At 38.4% G+C, this 21470-nt stretch carries 16 protein-coding genes and 1 pseudogene; 5 read left to right on the forward strand and 12 right to left on the reverse strand.

Annotated elements, in window-relative coordinates:
- Positions 1 to 321 precede the first annotated feature (321 nt).
- The 6 genes from V8V91_RS15840 to V8V91_RS15865 form a co-directional block, all read right to left on the reverse strand.
- Positions 322 to 546: a helix-turn-helix domain-containing protein gene (locus tag V8V91_RS15840; protein ID WP_373400723.1), complete on the reverse strand. Its 225-nt coding sequence runs from the start codon at positions 544 to 546 to the stop codon at positions 322 to 324.
- Positions 474 to 1484, reverse strand: coding sequence for a hypothetical protein (locus V8V91_RS15845; protein WP_373396110.1), 1011 nt, complete (start codon positions 1482 to 1484; stop codon positions 474 to 476). Before V8V91_RS15845 ends, V8V91_RS15840 begins: the two co-directional genes overlap by 73 nt.
- 112 nt (positions 1485 to 1596) lie before the next feature.
- Positions 1597 to 1788, reverse strand: coding sequence for a hypothetical protein (locus V8V91_RS15850; RefSeq protein WP_373396112.1), 192 nt, complete (start codon positions 1786 to 1788; stop codon positions 1597 to 1599).
- An 8-nt stretch (positions 1789 to 1796) separates the two neighbouring features.
- A complete protein-coding gene (locus tag V8V91_RS15855) occupies positions 1797 to 2021 on the reverse strand; it encodes a hypothetical protein (RefSeq protein WP_373396114.1) in 225 nt (74 codons plus the stop codon).
- Positions 2022 to 2029: 8 nt separating this feature from the next.
- Positions 2030 to 2386 (reverse strand): hypothetical protein, encoded by a 357-nt coding sequence (locus V8V91_RS15860; protein WP_373396117.1) that lies wholly within the window; start codon positions 2384 to 2386, stop codon positions 2030 to 2032.
- 285 nt (positions 2387 to 2671) lie between these two features.
- Complete coding sequence (locus V8V91_RS15865; protein ID WP_373396119.1) at positions 2672 to 4255, reverse strand: arylsulfatase; 1584 nt, start codon at positions 4253 to 4255, stop codon at positions 2672 to 2674.
- 441 nt (positions 4256 to 4696) lie between these two features.
- Here V8V91_RS15865 and V8V91_RS15870 point away from each other — a divergent pair.
- From V8V91_RS15870 to V8V91_RS15885, 4 genes and pseudogenes are all read left to right on the forward strand, one after another.
- Positions 4697 to 7134 (forward strand): annotated as a pseudogene (locus tag V8V91_RS15870) (prolyl oligopeptidase family serine peptidase).
- Positions 7135 to 7354: 220 nt separating this feature from the next.
- Positions 7355 to 7699 carry a DUF4140 domain-containing protein gene (locus V8V91_RS15875; RefSeq protein WP_373400724.1) on the forward strand — a complete coding sequence of 115 codons (345 nt, stop codon included), beginning with the start codon at positions 7355 to 7357 and terminating at the stop codon, positions 7697 to 7699.
- Positions 7700 to 7701: 2 nt separating this feature from the next.
- Positions 7702 to 9150 carry a mucoidy inhibitor MuiA family protein gene (locus V8V91_RS15880; protein ID WP_373396121.1) on the forward strand — a complete coding sequence of 483 codons (1449 nt, stop codon included), beginning with the start codon at positions 7702 to 7704 and terminating at the stop codon, positions 9148 to 9150.
- A gap of 646 nt (positions 9151 to 9796) precedes the next feature.
- The gene (locus tag V8V91_RS15885) at positions 9797 to 11278 is read left to right on the forward strand and encodes a BCCT family transporter (RefSeq protein WP_373400726.1); all 1482 of its coding nucleotides are present in this window, start codon (positions 9797 to 9799) and stop codon (positions 11276 to 11278) included.
- Between the two features lie 42 nt (positions 11279 to 11320).
- Here V8V91_RS15885 and betA read toward each other — a convergent pair whose 3' ends face one another.
- From betA to V8V91_RS15915, 6 genes are all read right to left on the reverse strand, one after another.
- Positions 11321 to 12991: a choline dehydrogenase gene (gene betA, locus V8V91_RS15890; RefSeq protein ID WP_373396123.1), complete on the reverse strand. Its 1671-nt coding sequence runs from the start codon at positions 12989 to 12991 to the stop codon at positions 11321 to 11323.
- A 65-nt stretch (positions 12992 to 13056) separates the two neighbouring features.
- The gene (locus V8V91_RS15895) at positions 13057 to 13902 is read right to left on the reverse strand and encodes an alkaline phosphatase family protein (RefSeq protein WP_373396125.1); all 846 of its coding nucleotides are present in this window, start codon (positions 13900 to 13902) and stop codon (positions 13057 to 13059) included.
- Positions 13848 to 14297 carry a hypothetical protein gene (locus V8V91_RS15900; RefSeq protein ID WP_373396127.1) on the reverse strand — a complete coding sequence of 150 codons (450 nt, stop codon included), beginning with the start codon at positions 14295 to 14297 and terminating at the stop codon, positions 13848 to 13850. Before V8V91_RS15900 ends, V8V91_RS15895 begins: the two co-directional genes overlap by 55 nt.
- 65 nt (positions 14298 to 14362) lie before the next feature.
- Positions 14363 to 16153, reverse strand: a complete 1791-nt coding sequence (locus tag V8V91_RS15905) for a RagB/SusD family nutrient uptake outer membrane protein (RefSeq protein WP_373396129.1) — start codon at positions 16151 to 16153, stop codon at positions 14363 to 14365.
- 18 nt (positions 16154 to 16171) lie between these two features.
- Positions 16172 to 19411, reverse strand: a complete 3240-nt coding sequence (locus tag V8V91_RS15910) for a SusC/RagA family TonB-linked outer membrane protein (protein WP_373396131.1) — start codon at positions 19409 to 19411, stop codon at positions 16172 to 16174.
- Between the two features lie 373 nt (positions 19412 to 19784).
- Positions 19785 to 20594, reverse strand: coding sequence for a metallophosphoesterase (locus tag V8V91_RS15915; protein WP_373396133.1), 810 nt, complete (start codon positions 20592 to 20594; stop codon positions 19785 to 19787).
- Between the two features lie 287 nt (positions 20595 to 20881).
- Between V8V91_RS15915 and V8V91_RS15920 the strand changes: the two genes are divergently transcribed.
- Positions 20882 to 21466, forward strand: a complete 585-nt coding sequence (locus V8V91_RS15920; RefSeq protein WP_373396135.1) for a TetR family transcriptional regulator — start codon at positions 20882 to 20884, stop codon at positions 21464 to 21466.
- The last annotated feature ends 4 nt before the right edge of the window (positions 21467 to 21470 follow it).

Raw genomic sequence — 21470 nt, forward strand, 5'->3', positions numbered from 1 at the left:
AAAATTCTAATTCATAATATGATTAAATTCAAATCTCACCCATTTGGTGAAAATTCATTCCTTTTAAAAGTATTGGCTTGTTAAGAATAGCCTAAAATTGACAAAATGGATTTCCAATCGTAAAAACTGTCTCATCCATTCTCCAAGATCTTAGCTGAAAAGCATTTATCGCTAAAATCAATTCTTAATATACTGAAATCTCGGAGAAACTCTTCTAAAATCAATATATTTTACTTGTTCAGCCATATTTAATTTTATCATAAAACCTCAAATCCAATTAAAAATAATAATAAACTTAAAAACGCTAATACCTGATTGGTTTTAGAATACGGTATCTGGAATATCCTTTAAAAATTGGCTTGGCGTAATCCCTTTGACTTTTTTGAAGGAAGAAATAAACGTGGTCCGATTCGAAAATCCGCATTTGGAGGCTATTCCATCCAAAGTCATTTTTTCATGATACCCTTCACAGATCAATTGTTCAAATTCTTCAATTCTATACTTGTTGATCCATTGATTGAAATTGGTATGAAAACAAGCGTTGATAGCGGGGAAATCTTATAAACAGGAATATCTGATGCAACACTTAAATCATTGATGGAAAAACCCTTCTTTAGAAATAGTTTCTCCTCCTGAATCAATTGATTCAATTTTTGACAAAGTTCTTGATTTTCCCGCTCCAACTGGAACAGTTCCACTGTACTAGATTCAATGGTATTTTTATAATCAATTCCTTCCTGAGATTCATTTTCCCAATAAAACCCATATAAGAGTGAAGGATGAAAAAACAAAAATATTCCTGAACCTATTAGGGTGACCGCTAAAGTAAGGGCTTGCATCCCCAGTGTATAGGCCTCCACCATATTGATAAACCTAAAAAATGGAGGTAAAATTGAAATACTCATGGACACGGCCATAAACCAAAGGTACCGATTGATATCGCGGTTGATCTTGGCCTTATCCCTTCTAATTAAATTTCTGTTGATCCAAAGTAGTCGGATACTTAAAATCAAAAATCCCAATAAATAAATCTGTCGAAAGTAGAAGTGAAACCTATCTGGAAGAAAACTACTTTCTCTAAATAAAAAATGGTCTTCTCCTAATTGTTGGGCTAAGATAATGCTGGACTTTTCTTCTCCAGAAAGTAAATAGTACGGTAAAAAATCAACTAAATTCAGGAAAGAAGGTAATAAAATGAGTAAGTCCCATTTTCTAAATAAAGGACCTCTATAAAGTAAATATCTGACAAATAGATAAAATAATGGAGCAACCAGATAGGCTGAAAGGTTCCCTGTTCTGGAGATATGGGGAAAATCAACCATATCTCCACTTTGATATAGAATAGAAACTAGCAGGCAATGACAAACAGTAAGAAGGCAAAACCCCAACAAAATATTTCCATTTTCCCTTGATCGAGGGAAGAATATCAGGATTATTGATACCAATAATCCAATGATCATTCCAGGCCAAAAAAGCAATAGCATATAGGTAGCAAGCAGGTAAGCTGCTTAAATATAAGTGATTAACTTATCCCATAATGAGCAAATAATAAAAATCACTCAATTTTAATTGTGAGAAGGTGATTCTTTCCACACGCTATTTGGGAAAAAGGAATATGAGCACTGCTCTCCATCCCCAATCGGCTTTTCCACCTTCGGGAGCAGCGAGGTTTATCCTTGGCCCTACTACAAACTGAGTTTTTTGTTTTCCAAGGGATGTGACTGCGCTGAATGTTGGATTTAACCAAATGGTGGAAGTAGAAGCTTCCCAATTCTGTGTCCACTCCATATTGGCTCCTAGCCCAGCTCCGGTCTTCCAATTGTACACCAAAAAGGCTGTACAAACATTTGACTAACATCAGGTCGATCCTCATTTCCTGCTACAGACCAGACTTGATTGATCAATCCACCAATCGTCCATCCATTGGACTGTTTTAATGCCACAGCCGTTGGTCCCATTCCAAATTTTTTGGTAGTTAAAAAGTCATTGGTTCCAATTGGCAAAAGCAGCGCAGGTCCCACTCCCCAAGTTAACTTCTCAGAATTCTTGGGTGAAAAAAAGCAGACATGACTGCATCCCCTAAACCTGATTGTTTTTCTCCGACCGCAGTAATATTGTATTGTGTAATAACAGGTAGCACTACCCGAGTAATCATATTCAAATTTTTGCTCACAGAGACAGGAATTACTGGCTGAATATTCAATGTATTCCTTGTTCCTTGATAAGAACCTATGCCGTAATCCGTGTTGTTCTGGAAAGGCACAGAAATTAAGGAAGCGATGGGGTTTGCCAGTTTTTTTGCTAACTCGGCAGCATCATCTTGAGCATTAGCAGGAAGGTTAAATAGAAAAAATAAGCAAAAGCTTAAAGTAAAAATCTTTTTCATCGTCGTGTTGGTTTATACTAATAAAGATAATTTTTTCTTAGAAAATTGAAATCTCCTACATGTAAAATTTGACCTGGTTTGGTAGTTGTTCCAGTTTCAGAAGAAGATTGGAGTCTTTAATAAAGTAATTGGAATTCAGCTTCAAACAGTTCGGCAAATTTTAGGAATAACCATAGTCTAGCTTCTATTAGAAAAAAGTGGTTCTCACTTTTCATAAAAATGCCCTCAAAAAGAATTACCTTTTGAGGGCATATCAAATTCAAATCCTCTTTTCAGTAAAGGTGTTTATTGCTTACTTTTTTTGATAAACTCTTCTACAACATTTGACATATCAAAACTTTTTCCTCCCTGAACTGGGGGATATTCAGCAAGGGATTGTAGGTGCTCCTGCATAAGTACCCCCATGGGTTGAAGTAGCCATGAAACTTTTTGCATAAGATGTCCATACGAATCTTTATTATCATAAGACTCAAAGGGGTCCATTCTAATGTTAAAAACTAGGGGAACTGTCCTAGGAATCACATTTGCATAATAGTCTTCTTTGGTTGAGAAATGGAATTTCCAGGGTCCCATTCTGACAGCAGTGAGCTTCGATTCATAATAATAGAAAATTGAATTTCTCGCCGATTTATCTGTTTCACCTTTCCAATACGCTAAATTGTTCACACCGTCAATAACTTGCTTCTTTTCGCTCATGACTTTCTCTGCAATATTATCTATCCCGGCAGCCGCGGCAAGGGTGGTGAACATATCCATGTGACTTTGGATGCCATTAAGTTTTTGTCCAGGTTTGATTACTCCTGGCCATCTTACCATTGATAGTACGCGCACTCCACCTTCATAAGTGGTCATTTTCTCACCACGGAAGGGGGTTGTTGCCCCATGCGGCCAAGAAGCATGCTCAGGCCCATTATCGGTTGAATACCAGATAATTGTATTTTCTGCCAAGCCTTGTTCTTCCAACCATTGAAGTACCATTCCTATATCATGATCATGTTGTAACATCCCTGAACCATGAATATCAGCCTCACTGGTATATTCTTCCGCTGCATATTTCCATTTTTCATCTAGGCGAGTATACAAATGCATCCTACTGGTATTCAACCAAACGAAGAATGGTTTATCTTCATCCTTGGCTTTTTTCATAAAATTTTCTGCCATGGGAATTACTTCCTCGGAATCAAAGTTTTTCATTCTTTCCTGAGTTAGCGGTCCAGTATCCTCAATTCGCTGCATTCCTACTTTTCCAAATCTTGGATCTTCCGAGTTATCCATTTGATCAGTTGCCCAAGAATGGATGACTCCTCTTGTACCAAACCTTTCTTCATACGATTCTAAATCACCGGAAAAAGCCTTTCCAAATCGTTGATAATCTCGTTGCTCAGATTCTTCCTGGGTATTTAAATGGTACAAATTTCCATAAAACTCATCGAATCCGTGGGCAGTTGGAAGATGCTCATTTCGATCACCCAAGTGATTTTTACCAAAATGACCAGTTGCATAACCTGCTTCTTTCATATAAGCAGCAAGACTTGGAGAGGCAGCTTGTAAACCTAAGGCATCACCAGGCTGTCCAACTGTAGTCATTCCTGATCTTATCGGATATTGCCCCGTAATAAATGAAGCTCTTCCTGCTGTACAACTTGGTTGAGCATAGTGATCTGTAAATCGAATACCTTCCAACCCAATTCGATCAATGTTTGGTGTGGTATAGCCCATAGTACCCATCCCATAAGCACTTACATTTTGCCAGCCTATATCATCCCCCCAAATCACCAAAATATTGGGTTGCTCTTGTGCCCAGGCCAAGCATGGCCCCAATAATAAGAGGCTCATTGTCCATTGAAAAATCAAATTTACTTTCTTCATCTAATAAATGTTTAAGGTAAGATATCGGTCAAATAATTTTTGATGCCTTCTATAAAATTACTATAAATGTTGACAATTTTTCTCCTCAAAATTCAACTTTTATGCTTTAAAATAATATCGGTCTAGCTTCACTTTTTAAAACACAGCTTGACCGGTTACTATTAACATTTAAAGGTCAAAGGCCTGGCAAATCAAGATCCTACATAAGTAGCATCTTCCAAGCAATTGATTATTGCCTAGATAACAATCTTCTTTTACAAAAGTTATTACCTCAAAATTATTGAATTTACTGGGTCTCCAAGCTTACCCTTTTGGATATAACCCCATGTACTTCAATAAAAATCATACAATCAACACAGAAACCAACCATTGATCTCATTTTTGAAGTCAAAATCGATCAAAAGGGGTTATTTTAGTTATTGAAAATTAAACCTTATCGATATGAACCAAAAATTTACAACCTGTATACTACTTGCGTTTGTGGTCTGGTTTGGAATCCCTGATTCTCAAGCACAAACAGGCTATCAGAAGCCACCGAAGTCAATAACTGACTTAGTAAATGCTCCTAGTACTCCCTCGGTAAATTTTAGTAAAAATGGGGATTGGATGCTGTTATTGGAAAGTGCCGATAACCCAAGCATCGAAGCACTTTCCCAACCGGAATTAAAAATTGCAGGGCTCCGAATTAATCCTGCGACGTCTGGTCCCAGTAGAGGAAGAGGCATTGAAAATATAAAAATAAAGATGACCCAAGGAGGGGAAGAAAAGCAAATTGCAGGGCTTCCTACCAATCCAAGTATGGGTGATTTTAGGATGTCTCATGATGAAAAATTCTTGGCATTTACCCAAACAGAGAGAACAGGAATCAGCCTTTGGATGGTGGATTTAAGCACTTTTGAAGCAAAAAAATTAACGGACCCTATTATTAATGATGTAATGGGCAATTCGGTGATTTGGACTCCTGAAAATAAATTATTGATCAAAGCAGCCAATCCAAATAGAGGTATGATGCCTCAAAGACCTGCTGCTCCAGCAGGCCCAATTATCCAAGAAACTACTGGAGATGCTGCGCCAAGCAGAACCTATCAAGACTTGTTATCAGATCCATATGATGAAGCTTTATTTGCTTATTTCATGGATTCCCAATTGATGTTGGTGGATTTGGATGGTTCAAAAAACCAATCGGAAGCCCTGGAATGATAAAATCCGTGGACCTTTCCCCTGACGGATCCTATATTTTAGTTGACTTGATCAAAAAGCCTTTTTCCTATTTGGTTCCAGCTTATCGATTCCCCTATGATGTGGAAATCTGGTCAATAGGGGGTAAAAAAGTGAAAACCCTTGCAGAAATTCCATTAGATGAAAATCGTCCTACAGGTTTTGATGCAACAGTTACCGGCCCCAGAAATATTAGCTGGAGAGCCGATAAAGCTGCCACACTCTATTGGGTGGAAGCGCAAGATGGTGGTGATGCCAGAGTAGAGATGGAGGAAAGAGAAATTATCTACACTTTGGAAGCTCCATTTACTAGCAGTAAGAAAAAACTAGCCAGTAGCTCCTATAGATTTGCCGGAATCGCGTGGTCTGATGACAACTTTGCCATCATGAACGAACGATGGTCACAAGCTAGAAAAGAAGTTCGATCTGTAATCAATCCATCTGATCCTTCCCAGGGGAAAAGGGTGATCATTGACCGATCTTCCGATGATTTATACAACGACCCGGGAGATCCGCTTTATACCGAAAATGAATTTGGAAGGAATGTACTTCTAAGAAAAGGCGATTTGGTTTTCATGACTAGCCCAGGAGGTTCTCCAGATGGCAATATGCCTTTCCTCTCCACATTTAATACCAAAACAAAAGAGCAGGAAATCTTATGGAGATCCCAGGCACCTTATTATGAACGGGTTGTCAAGGTGCTAGATGAGAACGGAACAGAATTTATCACCCTGAAAGAAAGCACGGATATTCAGCCAAACTATTGGTTGGTCAATACAAGAAAGAGAATTGCTCCTATGCAATTGACCAATTTTGAACATCCATATGAGTCATTAAAAGGAATCCAAAAACAATTGGTGACTTACAAGCGAAAGGACGGATTAAACCTTTCTGCTGTCATTTATACTCCGGCAGGATATGACCCCTCAAAAGATGGTCCCCTCCCTGTATTAATGTGGGCCTATCCAAGAGAATATAAGTCCAAGGAGGTAGCTGCGCAGGTACGTGGTTCAAAATATGCTTTTACTAGATTGAGTTGGGGTTCTCCTCTGTATTGGGTGACACGCGGATATGCAATCATGGACCGTACTGAAATGCCGATTGTAGGTGAGGGTGGCCAAGAACCTAATGATTATTTTGTGGAGCAATTAGTAGCAAATGCTGAAGCAGCAATTGACCATATTGTAGAATTAGGTATTGGTGATCGGAACCGGATTGCAGTGGGAGGACACTCTTATGGAGCATTTATGACCGCCAATTTACTTTCGCACACCAATCTGTTTGCAGCAGGGATTGCCAGAAGTGGGGCATACAATCGAACCTTGACCCCATTTGGATTCCAATATGAACAAAGAACTTATTGGGAAGCACCAGAGGTGTATTTCAATATGTCTCCATTCTCTTTCGCTCACAAAGTAGAAACCCCTATTTTGTTGATTCACGGACAGGCGGATAATAATTCCGGTACTTTCCCCATCCAATCCGAACGCTATTACAATGCTTTAAAAGGTCATGGAGCGACTGCTAGATTGGTTTTCCTACCAAATGAAAGCCATGGTTATGCAGCAGAAGAATCCATTTTGCATACGCTTTGGGAGATGGACACCTGGCTTGAAAAGTATGTGAAAAACAAGAATGAAATCCAGAAAGGAACAGAATAAATAATTCAAATAAGTAATTGACCCTCTTCAAAAAATAATTTGAAGGGGTTATTTTTTATTCTTTAGTTGCCAATCATTACTTTTTTACGTTGATTACTAACAAGTTCTTTCAGAATAATACCCTGTCATATGAAATCATTGATTCTTTTCTCCACATTTTTTTCTAATTTCATTTAATATCTCCGCTCAGGAACTCAAAGAATCTAAGTTCACTTCAAAAATTGAAGAAGTAACCGTATTCCTCTCTGGGGCCCAAATTTTTGAAACTTCTGCCGGGCAAATCCCTGCTGGCGAATCGTTTATCGTCATAAAAGGCCTCTCTCCCTATGTGGATGAAAAAAGCATTCAAGTCAAAGGAAAAGGGGATTTTGTAATTCAGGCCGTCAATAAAAGGATTGACTACCTATCCGGACAAAAAGTAAATGAGGAAGTGAAAGCTTTAGAAGAGCAGATCAATAGAATTGACCAAGCTCAGGAAGAAACTACTATTCGACTGGAGGTGCTAGCGCAACAAGAAAACTTACTTTCTGCCAATAAATCTATCGGGGAAGCCAAAATGGCCTGAATATGACCCAGCTTAAGCAAGCAATGGATTTTTATGAAAGTGAACTCACCAAGATCAAATCTGAAGTAAATCAACTGAATAGCAAGCTAAAAGACAGAACCCTAGAAAAGAACAAACTGATCAATCAGATTCGAACGCTTCAGGAATCCGAAAACAAATCCACATCGGAGGTGAGAATTCGTGTAAAGGCGGATGCTGCTGGCCCAGCAAGTCTTGAATTGAATTACTTGGTGGCCAATGCAGGTTGGTATCCAAAATACGATGTTAGAGTCAGTGACATCAATTCTCCACTGCAACTCAACTATAAAGCAGAAGTCAACCAAAACACAGGTGTTGATTGGAACAATGTTAAACTTAGATTTTCCAATGGGAACCCAAATGAAAGTGGTCAAGTACCTTCTCTAGACAAATGGGAATTGAATTTCGCCAGGCTCACCACTTATGCTCAAAAGAGGACAACTTTCAACAGCGTTTCGGGAAGAGTTTTTGGAGAGGATGGAGAGCCCTTACCTGGAACCTCTGTTTTGGTAAAGGGAAGTACGATTGGTACAGTGACAAATATTGAAGGTTATTATTCACTAAGCCTACCTCAATCAGCCTCATCCTTGGTATTTTCTTTTATTGGCTATTCCCAAAAAGAGGTACCCATTACATCTTCATCCATCAATGTGAGCTTATTTCCTGATACCCAAATGCTAAGTGAAGTAGTTGTCAATGGATATGGTAGTTCTAACAAAAGAGAAATAAATGATCCAATTAGAATTCGTGGAGGTTCCCCAGTTTACGAGGTTGCAGATGAGGTAGCCATAGCTCCCACCCTACAAACAATCGTCCAGGAAAATCAGACCACTGTGGAAATAGAAGTAGCTGAACCTTATACCATCAAATCCAATGGAGAAAAAACCATGGTGGATTTAAAAGCCTATGATATTCCTGCCAATTACCGTTATTCTGCAATTCCAAAAATTGACAACGATGTATTTTTAGTTGCCGAAATCAATGACTGGAACCAATACAGTTTATTGGAAGGAGAAAGCAATCTTTATTTTGAGGATGGGTTTGTCGGTAGATCTGTATTAAATGCATCCAGTATTCAAGACACCCTCAAGATCTCTATGGGTAGAGACAGAAGTATCGTAGTGCAACGAGAAAAGAATGAAGGATTCTCTAAGAAGAGGAGCATTGGTTCCAATATCACTGAAAGTAGAGAATATAAAATCACCGTTCGGAATAATAAATCCCAACCTGTATCCATCCAAGTTGAAGATCAAATTCCTGTCTCTGTCAACTCTGAAATCACAGTAGAAGCATTGGAACTTTCCGGAGGAAAACTAGATCCTCAAACAGGAAAAGTCCGTTGGATCGTTCAAGTTCCCCAGGGCTCTCAACAAGAATTGAAATTACAATATGAGGTAAAATATCCTAAAAGGGAAAAAGTGATTTTAGATTAAATCAAGTTCCAAAATCCTGTTTTTCAGGTGCTTGTATTTGGGTTTTACTTTTCAATTAGAAACACCTAATTGCTGATTCATGGTGCATCTGCTGCTACCAAATTTGGTATTTACTCATTCTAATCTGAATGAAAATGTAATGAATAGATAGGAAATCGTATTGCAAAATTATTGGTATTGCATCCCTCTTATTACCCTCATAAATCAAATGGGATATTTTTTTAAACATCCATTTAGAAAAGTCAATTGGATGGAGTAGTACTAGGAAAACAAGAATGAAATTCGGAAAGGAAAGGCTATTTCATTTTCTTTTTTTCGATAACAAAAAAGCTTTAGTAAAACCAAATCCTTATTAATTTTTATTGAAAAACCAGCGATACTTTTAAGCTGTATTTCTTCTCAAAAAGGTTCTATTTTTTCCAAAAAAACCATTAAAAATTACCCTTAAAAAGTGAGAAAAAATCTAGGATTTGAAGCCAATTTTCATAGGTATTTGCCTCTTAAATAAGGATTTACCAAAACACTGGATATAGGGCCCGATATATTTCCCTAAGCCCGATAAATGGGTTAAATTAGTCAAAAAAACACCCATAGTTATCAAAGATTCTAAAAGTACCCAAGTCCCCTTTTTAAAGAGCATTCAATCCTGGGTTTTTTTCCATCCGCCGGCTTGATTGTTCTATTTGTAACACTCACCTTAATCTTCCAAGAATCCGTAGGAGATTTATTTGAATCTGCACAGTCCTACATTTCTACAAGGTTTGGTTGGCTTTACGTCTTAGCTGTAAATGTTATCCTGATTTTCTGTATTTACCTTGGATTTAGCCGATATAAATCCATCCGTCTTGGAGGGAAAGACGCCAAACCTGAATTCAGTACCTGGGCATGGTTAAGTATGCTTTTCAATGCAGGTATTGGCTTGGTTTTGATGTTTTATGCAGTAGCTGAACCGGTCAGTCACTTTTCCAATCCTCCCTATGGAGAAGCGGGAACTTTGACCGCTGCTAAAAATGCCCTTAACTTATCCTATTTGCATTGGGGCCTCCACGGCTGGGGCGTATATGCGTTAATGGGATTATCCATCGCTTTTTTCAAATACAATAAAGGACTTCCTCTTGGAGTGCGATGGATTTTATATCCATTATTAGGAGATCGGCTGAAAGGTCCAATCGGTCATTTCATTGATACCATGGCCGTCGTTGCCACGATGTTTGGTCTTGCCACTACTCTTGGATTAGGAATTCAACATATTAATTCCGGGATGGAATACCTATTCAATGTCCCTATTAGTGCCAATGTTCAAGTAATCCTTATCGGAATCATCACGATTTGTGCCACTGCCTCCGTAGTTTCTGGTCTTCATAATGGAATTCAGATGCTCAGTAAAATCGCATCTATGATGGCGATTACCTTAATGGCTTTTATGGTCATCGTAGGCCCCACCTTATTTATTCTTGGTTCTACTGTCCAGAGTACCGGGTCTTACCTTCAAAGCCTAATCGGTACTGCGACATGGATGGAAGTGTATCGAGGAACCCATTGGATGGATAGTTGGACCTTCTTTTATTGGGCTTGGTGGTTTGCATGGGCTCCTTTCGTAGGACTATTTATTGCAAGAATATCGAGGGGAAGAACCATTCGCGAATTCATGATGGGAGTATTACTTGGCCCTACAGCTGCAAGTATTGTCTGGATTTCCATTTTTGGAAATACGGCTTTTTATGTGGAATTATTTGGTCCAGGAGGAATCAGCGAAGCGGTACAAGAAAACATCAATACGGGTCTATATTCCCTACTTGAATTATACCCTCTTCCTAATTTAAGTATCTTCTTTGTGGTGCTTGCTGGAGTCATTTTCTTTGTCACTTCCTCAGATAGTGGTTCCTTGGTAATTGACTTTATCACCAGTGGCGGAAGAGATGATACTCCTGTCAAATTGAGAATTTTCTGGGCATTGATTGAAGGGGCAGTAGCTTCGGTATTAGTGCTGGGCGGAGGATTGATTGCCCTTCAAACTGGTTCCCTAGTAACTGGATTACCAGTATGTGTACTGATGCTAGTAGTATGCTACTCCATTTTGAAAGCACTCAAAAAATACAGAGCAGAACATAAAGAAAGCCACGAATAATTTATATTCGTGGCTTTTATAAAAGGGCTGTTCCCCAAAATTTTACACTTTGGAAACAGCCTCTTTTTTTGAATCAGGCGTTTCTATTTTAAAATAAGGCACTTCTTCTGCCGGCAATGGTTTTTTTCCCAGAATAATATCGGCAGCTTTTTCTGCTACCATCATCACAGGAGAATAAATATTTCCATTCGTAACGTATGGGAATACGGAAGCATCCACCACTCTGAGATTTTCCACTCCATGTACTTTCATGGTTTTAGGATCAGTTACATCCATTGGTCCTACTCCCATTCTACAAGTCGAACATGGATGATAGGCGCTTTCACCTTCTTTGGCTACGAAGTCCAAAATTTCCTCATCAGTCTGGACATCCTTGCCAGGGGAAAGTTCCTCCCCTCTCAATTCACCCATGGCATTTGTCTCAATAATTTTTCTGGACAATCGAATGGCTTCCACCCACTCTTTACGCTCTTTTTCTGTGGACAAATAATTGAAAAGAATACTTGGATAGTCTTTTGGATCCGCTGATTTTATTTTCACTCTTCCTCTTACATCCGTATTCATCGGACCCACGTGAAGCTGAAACCCATGTCCTTCTTTTGGAGCAGAACCATCGTACCGGATTGCCAAAGGCAAAAAGTGGAATTGTAAATTTGGATATTCTACAGTGTCATTGCTTCGGATAAATCCTCCTGCCTCAAAATGATTGGAAGCTCCTAGTCCTTTTCTCCTGAATAACCAGTCGAACCCAATTTTTGGTGCTCTCCAAGGGCTCAATGCTGGAAATAAACTAACCGGCTTTTTACAGGCCCATTGAACATATACTTCCAAATGATCCTGCAGATCTTCTCCTACTCCTGGCAAATCATGGACCACAGGGATTCCCAAACTTTTCAAATGTGCTGCATTTCCTACTCCTGAAAGCTGAAGTAATTGAGGAGTATTAATCGCCCCTCCACAACAAATGATTTCCTTGGCATAGACTTGCTTTACTTTTCCTCCTTTTTGATATTCTACCCCAACCGCTTTTTTCCCCTCAAAAAGAATCCTCATCACCATGGCTGAAGTTTCTACATGAAGATTTTTTCGATGCTTTATCGGATGAATGTAAGCACGGGCTGCATTCAATCTTCTTGACTTATAAATGGTTTGATCAAACTTTCCGAAACCTTCTTGTTGGTATCCATTCACATCATCAGTCAAAGGGTATCCTGCCTCCTGAACTGAATTAAAAAAGGCATCAAACAACGGATTATCACACTTGGGAGTGGTCAGTTTTAAGTTTCCTTTGTCTCCACGGTAGTCATCCCCTCCAATCAATCTTTCCTCCACTTTTTTGAAATAAGGAAGGCAATGTGCATAATCCCAATCTTCCAGCCCTTTATCCTGAGACCATTTATTGAAATCCATTGCATTACCACGGATCCAAATCATCCCGTTGATACAGGAAGATCCACCCAATACTTTCCCACGTGGCTGGGCAATTCTGCGGTTATTCATATAGGGCTCCGGGTCTGAAGAATAGCCCCAATTGTAATGAGTTCCAGTCAAAAGATAGGTCAGGGCCGCAGGCATATGAATTCTAAAATCCAGTGTATAATCTGGTTTTCCGGCTTCTAATACCAACACTTCTTTTGAAGAATCTTCACTAAGTCTGTTGGTAAGAACAGCACCAGCAGAACCGCCTCCAACAATTATATAATCGTACTTCATAGTAATCATATTTTTGAGGCATTAAAGCCCACTAGGTTCCTTGCATTATCTAGTTCAACTCTAATTTACTCCTCTGTAATCCAATAATTTAAATAGCCTGAAGGAGTTTCCAAGACTATTTTATAGTATTCTGAATCTGAATTTTCCGGAGAAAATGTGAATTTTTCATCTGAGAGATTGACCTCTCCTATAAATTGGTAATCATCCGTTCCACCCGTTTTAAATTGGTTGGTAGTAGTGAACCACATTTTCCCTGTACCTGTTTTCGAAAGCGATTTCCACGTCAACTGAATTTGGTCTCCATTTTCAACTGCTTTGAAATTACTCACATCTACCGGACCAATAAATGGAACACCATCCAACTCCATCGCATGTTCCTTAAGAATTTCAAGATCCAAGAAGTTGACGATGGATGGGAAAATATCTACTGTAGCACCTACTTCATTAAAATGAGCATTGGTTTCTGGGTAATTTGTAGCAATCCAAACACTTCTTTCACGGTCGCTTTGACCACCATGTCCAAAGCCACTATCCTCTCTACCATGGTCTGTAGTAATGACAATCAGCCAATCTTCATTAAACTTGGATTCGCGTTCTTTGATTGCATCCCAGACTCTTCCAACTTGGATATCCGCCTTTTCAATGGCGTCAACAAACTGTGGACTATTACCGAACTTATGCGACATATCATCAGTAAACTCCAGGTACATCCAAGTAAGATCAGGTGATTTTTCTAATATTTCCTCAGCCGCTTTTTTAGATACCTCTTCATCGATCAAATGAATATACGTTCGTTCCTCATCATGTGGGTAACTGACAGTATCTATTTCCAAACCATCAAAATGATAATCAATGGTCAAATTTCCAGTTTGAGAGAGACCATCTCCTGCAAGTTTGGTTCTGTTGTCCAACCAAGTAGAGTAAATAGCCGTCTTTTTCTCAGGACTTGTATTCTTGAGTACTCTAAATAGAGTGGGGTAATGGTAATTCGGATTTTTAATAGAATTCCCCAAACATTATGTTTGTTTGCCCAGACTCCAGTAAGCACGGTATTGTATCCTACAGCTGAAATGGTAGGTGTTTGGCTGTAACCATCCTTTTCACCTCCCATCGTTGCCTTGGTAATTCCGCCTTCAGCTATGATTTTATCCAAATTTGGGGTGGGAACCGTATCTAGAACATCTTCAGGAATCCCGTCTAAGATTACAAATATTGCTTTTTTAGCAGTTGGTTGATTTTTCTCTTCGGTGGTACAAGATTGTAATGCCAACAATAGGAGGCATGCAGCTACAAATAGGTTTTTCATTCTAGTAATTATAAATAGAGGAAGCCCGGTACATTTACCGGGCTATTTTATCTTACTTGATTAGTTTATTCCCATCCAAAGATCTGAACTAGATTTGGATTTAAAGTTACTTGTTGGATAGGGATAGGTCTGTAATAATATTTTGGCTCCACGAAGTTTCTTTCCTTCGTTTCAGTAACCATGTTACCTCCATTTTCACCATCTGATAAGAATACATCTACGTTTTCGTCAATGGTTCCAGCTTTGTAGTAAATCAAAGCTTCACCCAGACTGTTTTTTTCTTTATCATCTCCAACTGGAATAGTACTGTCCTTATCGACTAAAATAATATCCTCTATTCCATCTCCAGTCATATCGTATTTACCAAGACCAGGGAAATACATTCCCTCTGGAATATTTTCCAAAAGTTTACCGGCATTCCATCTCATCAAATCATCATATCGATACCCTTCCAAGGCCAACTCTACTCTTCTCTCTCTTCTGATTTCAAGTAGCACACCTTGGTTAGCCCCTGAAACTGAAGGATATTTAGAGGTTAAGAATTGATCTGGATTTCCATTTGCTGCAGCCATTTCCAAATTTGGCATCCCAGCTCTTTGCCTCAACACATTGACTGTCATATCCAGATCCCCTTGGCTTAATTCATTCAATTCAGCTTTTGCCTCTGCATGAATCAATAAAGTCTCTGCAAATCGATACACTGGGAAATCATCACTGGATACCTCCACATTATCAATACTATTTACATAGCCTTTCAATTGATGATATCCTGTAAAGTTTTTATTCAAAGACTGAATGTATGGAGTAGCATCCGGCTGTCTTACCCAACCTGGATAAACCACAGTTTGGCTTAATCTAGGGTCTCTATTCTGAAACTCCTCTACAAAAACTTTTTCATTATAACCTTCCATATCAGTAAACCTGGATCCGTCTCTCATCAGGTAACTTAAAACCAGGTCCTTGGAAGGAGATTGTTCGTAATCACCAAAGATGACAGTATTGAAATTGGCTCCTCGGTCTTTATTGGAATCATAAATATTAGCTAGAATTACTTCTGGGTGGCCAACCAAATCCTGTGCTCCGAATAATGAACCATAATCACTTTCTGGATTTCCAGAGTTATAAATGGAAAACAGACCTGAATTCATGATCTCTAGAGAAACGTTCTTGGCTTTTTCCAAAAATGCCGCTGCACTTCCTTCTAATCCCAATTCAGTATGGTATTTTCTATAAGTTCCCTCATATAGAGCTACTCTCGCAGTAAATGCTTTGACTGCCCAAACATCAGGAGTACCTGTAGGAACTGATTCTCTTACATTTGCCATCGCAAAGTCCAAATCTTCCATGACTTTGGTCATGACCATTTCTCGAGAATCTCTTGGCTTGTACAAATCTTCATCCCCTGGACTTAATGTCGTTTCATACCAAGGAACATCAGAATATCTTTTGACCATGTTGAAATAAAACAACGCACGATAATACCTGGCCAATCCTACATAATGGGCGATCCCTTCCTCTGTACCCGTTGCTTTGGTATAGTTATCCAGGAAATAATTGATGTTTCTAAGTGTTCCCCAGTTCCAACCACCAGTAATAGTCTGTGAACTCGGAGAACCTGTCATAATATTTTTAATTTCAATGGCACCAGTGGTCGCACTATTGTCACTGCTTTGGTCAGCCAGATAACTTCCAGGTCCAGCCATGGTAAGCAACCCATTTACATACAATTCTAAATCTTCCTCTGTCTTGAAAAACTCTTCAGGAGCCACTGAAGTCTGAGGATATTTATCTAGAAAACCATCGTTACATGAAGCTAAAAGGAAAGCTGCACTTAAATAAAGGATATATTTTTTCATGATTTTTTCTATTCTTAATTACAGATCTATGTTGATACCGAATGCAAATTTTCTCTGGAATGGATAGGAATTTGCATCTCCACTGGACGCGTTAACCGATTCCGGATCTACATATTTCTTGATGGCAGAGATTTCATATAAGTTCTCTCCAGTCACATAAAATCTTACTTTGGTTACATTCAGTCTATCCGTTAACACCTGAGGAAGGCTATAACCAAGAGTGATATTTTTAAGTCTTAAGTAAGCACCGCTTAGTAAATAATTAGTTTGAGGAATATCCAAACCTGCTCCATAATTGGCATCTGCCAACCAAGATTGAAGTACCGGATAGCTTGAATCCAAATTTTGTTCTGCTAAACCTGCTTCAATGTAAGATTGAGAGTGCTGAGCCAATAAATCTGCTCCGTCTGCTTCTGCTCTGTAGAAATCAAGATTCCAAGGATATACATTCCCATAAGGCTGCTGGTAAGGTCCCCAGAAGAGGTAACGACTTGGGTAATAATCTCTTTTTGCTACACCTTGTAAGAAAATCGATAAGTCAAATCCACTCCAGCCTACATTAATATTTGCTCCATATCGATACCTCGCAGTAGTATTACCAATTAATCTTAAATCTTTTGGATCATCTTGAGATTGACCTCTTTCGATTTTACCATCATTGTCTTGATCTACATACTTTGGCCAGCCTGGTACAATGTCCAAGGCTCCCCACGGTACAATACTGGTTTGATCCAATTGAGCAATTTCATCTTCATTGGCAAATAATCCATCACTTTCAAGGCCCCACAACTCACCAACTTCCTGGCCTACTCTCCAATTGGAGAATAAATTTTGTTCATTTTGGAATTTGGTAATAGTAGATCTAGAGTCAGAAAGAATCATTTTCACACCAAAGGTTACTGGGTTGGAAGTACTTCCTACCTGGTCTCTATATCCAATGGAAAGATCAAATCCTTTAGTTCTTAAATCAGCTGCGTTTTGTTTTGGAGGTGCGGTTCCCAATACTCCTGGTAGTTCAACTGGATCAGTAAGCATTCCTTTGGTATCCCGGATGAAGTAATCAAAAGTACCGCTGATTCGATCTCCTAGAAATCCGAAATCCAAACCAACGTTAGTAGAAATTACTTCTTCCCAGGTATAAAAGTTAGGATCTACAGCCAAAGAAGGAGCAGAGGTAATTATTGTTTTCTTACTACCGTCTATTAGGTAGCTAGATAGATTGGTCGGCAATGCCTGGATATATCCAAAGTTGGCTACATTCTGGTTTCCTAAACTACCATAAGAAGCTCTTACTTTGAATGTAGAAATTACATTGGTCAATGGCTGGAAGAAACCTTCATCCATCATTAGCCAAGAAGCAGAAACGGAAGGGAAGAAACCCCAACGGTTGTCACTTGGGAATCTGGATGATCCATCGTATCGTCCATTTACCTCAAGGATATATTTATCATTGAAGGTATAGTTTATTCTTCCAAACAAACTTCTGACAGAATAGGCACTATAAGAGGGCGTAATAAAGGATTCCCCTGTTGTCAAGCCAATGTATGGAAGGGAAGAAGAAATCAACACTCTTCTTTCTGCTTGAATAGTAGAGTAATCGTAATTCTCCTGATTGTAACCTGCTAAAATTCCGAAGTTGTGCTTACCAAGAGTTTTGGAATATCTACCATAAAAATCCAAAATAGTAGTATTCAAGGTTCCATTTCTTTCGATTACGGACCCATCTCCACCTTCTGTTCGGATGTCCTCAGGACCAAAGCCAATATTGTATTTCTTTCTATCCCAATGGTATTTCCACTGCTCTCTTTTGAAACTGGCTGTTCCTTTGAAAATCAAATCTCCATTTAACATCGTACCTGTAGCTCCCAGGATATTTTGGAAACCGAACATGTTTTCTTGATTTTCTCCACCATCTACTAATCTGGCAGCCAATCTTCCAGTTTCCGTATTTGCCCAAGTACCATCTGGGTTGACCGCCACATCAATTGGTCTTAAGTTATAGACGCTAGTAATGTTGTTTGTTGGATCTTCTCTCTTAGTCTGGTAGATGTTTAAGTTATTATCTACATCTAGCCATTTCAAAGGCTTGGCAGTTACTCGAGCTCTAAGGGAATATCTTTTCCAATAATCATCAGCTAATTTATTTAACCCGTTTTCATTGGTATAATCACCTGACACGTAATAGCCCATCGGCATCTTACCTCCGCTATTTCCACTGATTGCTAAACTATGGTTAGTAGAAAAGCTGGATTTATTAAAGAAGTAATCATACCAGTCATAATTACCCATATATGCCCACCGGTTTGGGTTATTGGGGTCTAGTCTAGTGTCCTCGATAGAAGGATCTTCAGATCTCTCTTTTGCCCATTGGTAATGTGCATCAGAATAATTGACATAATCCCAAGGAGTATTATTAGTGGAAGTTTCCAATACTCTGGAATGGATATAAGGGTCGGTTACTGGCTCGGGAAGTACAGAAGGACGACCCCAAGCAAAATAGTTATTGTAAGTTATTCTTTGATTACCTTCTGTTCCTTTTTTGGTCGTAATCAAAATCACTCCAAATGCAGCTCTAGCACCATAAATCGCAGCTGATGCTGCATCTCGAAGAACCGAGTAAGATTCAATATCGGAAGGATTCAACCTCAATAAATCGCTATTGTTACCTGCAATTCCATCAATAATAATCAAAGGATCTCCTCCATTGATAGAAGTAAAACCTCGAATATTGATATTAGGAACCGATCCAGGTCTACCTCCTTGATAGGTAATGTTCAAACCTGGGCTCATTCCTTGAAGGCCCTGCATCACGTTTGCAATGGGCCTATCTTTAATCTCTTCACCATCCAACTGATCCACAGCCCCAGTTACGTTTACCTTTTTCTGAGTTCCGTATCCTACTACTACGACCTGCTCCAGCAAGGTATCTTCTTCTTGGAAAGTAAGATCTATGATACTCTTGCCTCTCACGGGTTGTTCCATGGTCTTATACCCAATGAAAGAAAATACCAACACAGCATCTTCATTGGAAACCTCAATGGTATAAGATCCATCCAAATCAGTGATCGTACCATTTTGAGTACCCTTTTCCAATACGGATACTCCAGGTATTCCTAATCCTGATTTATCAGTGATCGTTCCTTTGATTTGAGATTGTGCAAACGAACTAATCGCAAAAGTCACAACCAAAAAAACCAAAAGTCCTGTTCTCCTAAACAAGGAGTTTCGGTCTGGGATTCTTTGTAAAACTTGTTCCATATAGTTTTGAATTGAATTGTTTCTATTTCAAATTTTCTTTTCTAAAACGGTTAAAAAATTCCAAATTTAACCAAGAATTTATTGAACATTCATTCAATATTAAATATTGTATATTAAAAATCAAAGCAATTAAATTTCAATTTTAATTAGTTAATGATAATTTAATACTAGGTCTCAGAAATTAATCCTGAAGAAATGGATCAATAATAAAAAGCTAAAAATTGAAGTTTTTCAACAAAAAATTGACCCATTGATTATTGCAGGCTGCTTATTTGCAGTTTTTGAAACATTGAATGGAATTATATAGAAAAACAAAAGCCACCCTTAAAGGATGGCTTATTAGATAATTGTCAGTAAAGAAAAATAAGGTTTTTTATCTCAAAGGGAAATATTCATTTTCCACCTGACCATCTCCGTATAATTTTAAAATAGCATATCCGGGAGGAGTCTCTAAATAATACTGTTTTCCTGCAGACTCTTTGTCTCCATCTCCCCACCAAAAACCACTCAAAGATCCATTGCAGAAATAGTGCACATCATTGTACCAGGTTCTGTCCAACAAATGTTGATGACCACTCAGGCACACTCGAACTTTATCTTTATGTTGATAGAATAATTTTTTTAATTCTTTATGATCCTTATGCTGCCCACCAACCAAAGCATTGGTAATAGAAGTAATTGGAAAGTGAGACATGATTAAGGTTGGAGTATTTGTAGCAAGCTGACTTAGGTCACTTTCTAACCAGTTCATCTGCTCTTCACCTAGGCTGATTCCCTCGTGATTTCCATCCAAAATGATAAAATGCCAACCGTTTTTATCAAAGCTGTAATAAGGGGATGGCATCCCCAAACGCTCCACAACATAGGGTTTCCCATACATAGGTTCCTGATCTTTATCAGCTACATCCCACCAAGGATCATGGTTACCAATGCAACTGTAGACCTCTCTTTCTTTGATTTCATTCCGAAACTGATCCCAAACTTCCCATTGTGCAATAACTCGATCCTTTGTTACTCCTTCATACGAAGCATCATGAATGCTATCTCCTCCGTTGAGGTAAAAATCGGGTTGATGCTTTTTTACAACTTTCAACCAATCAATGGCTCTTGAAGGGACATCCTCTTCAGGCCGAATATGCACATCTGTGATATGGGCTACGGTTAAAACAGGTTTATTCCCCATTTTTTCTCTTCAGCAGATGAAATCGCCGGAAATCCGATCCCTGCCGATACCATTCCAGCATTGGTTAAAAACTTTCTTCTATTCATATTCTACTTAAATCAATATTTTCATGTCAGTAACAAAACCTCACCAAAAGCCATGAAAATCAGCATTTTTTGAATTATTTTTATTTTTAGACCATCAATTTCTATTGAATGACCATTCAATATTATATATTGTAAAACTCAAAACAAAAGAATTTACTCTAATTAAAGAGTACATTAACTTTATTTTAATAATTAATTAATATGGCAACAAAGGTTTCTGTTGATAGAAAAAGAGAAATAATTGAAGGATTTTATCAGCTTTCCAAAGAAAATGGAATTGAGAACACATCCATTGCCAAAATCGGAAAACACCTAGGAATGCCTCCTAGTTTGATTATGCATTATTTCCCCACTAGGGACATATTGATATCCAATCTCATCTCCTTTATCCTAAAGAGATTATTGCAAATTTATACACCTATTATCAAGGAATTGAGGGTTCAAAACTATACTGACCCTCATACATTTGTGGAGCGAATGTTTTCTAGAGATTGGAACCTTTTAATTGATGATGGGGTGTTTTATAGTTGCTTTAGCTTGATTTTCAGGAATGATACCATTAAGTGGGAATACCGAAACCTTCATCTCAAACTCAGAGAGAATTTAAAGGAAATTTTAGATCAAGATGAAAAGTTGAATAAAAAAGATACCGCATTACTTTCTGAACAAATCTTTGTGGTTGTAGAAGGAGCTTACTATTATTTATCCATGATTGATGATCAAGAGCTTTATGAGCAAAAAGTGGAGATTTTTAAAAATCAGGTTTATGATTTGCTAAGAGTGTGAGTCC

The organism is Algoriphagus halophilus, from assembly GCF_041729275.1.
GTDB classification, from domain to species: Bacteria; Bacteroidota; Bacteroidia; order Cytophagales; family Cyclobacteriaceae; genus Algoriphagus; species Algoriphagus halophilus_A.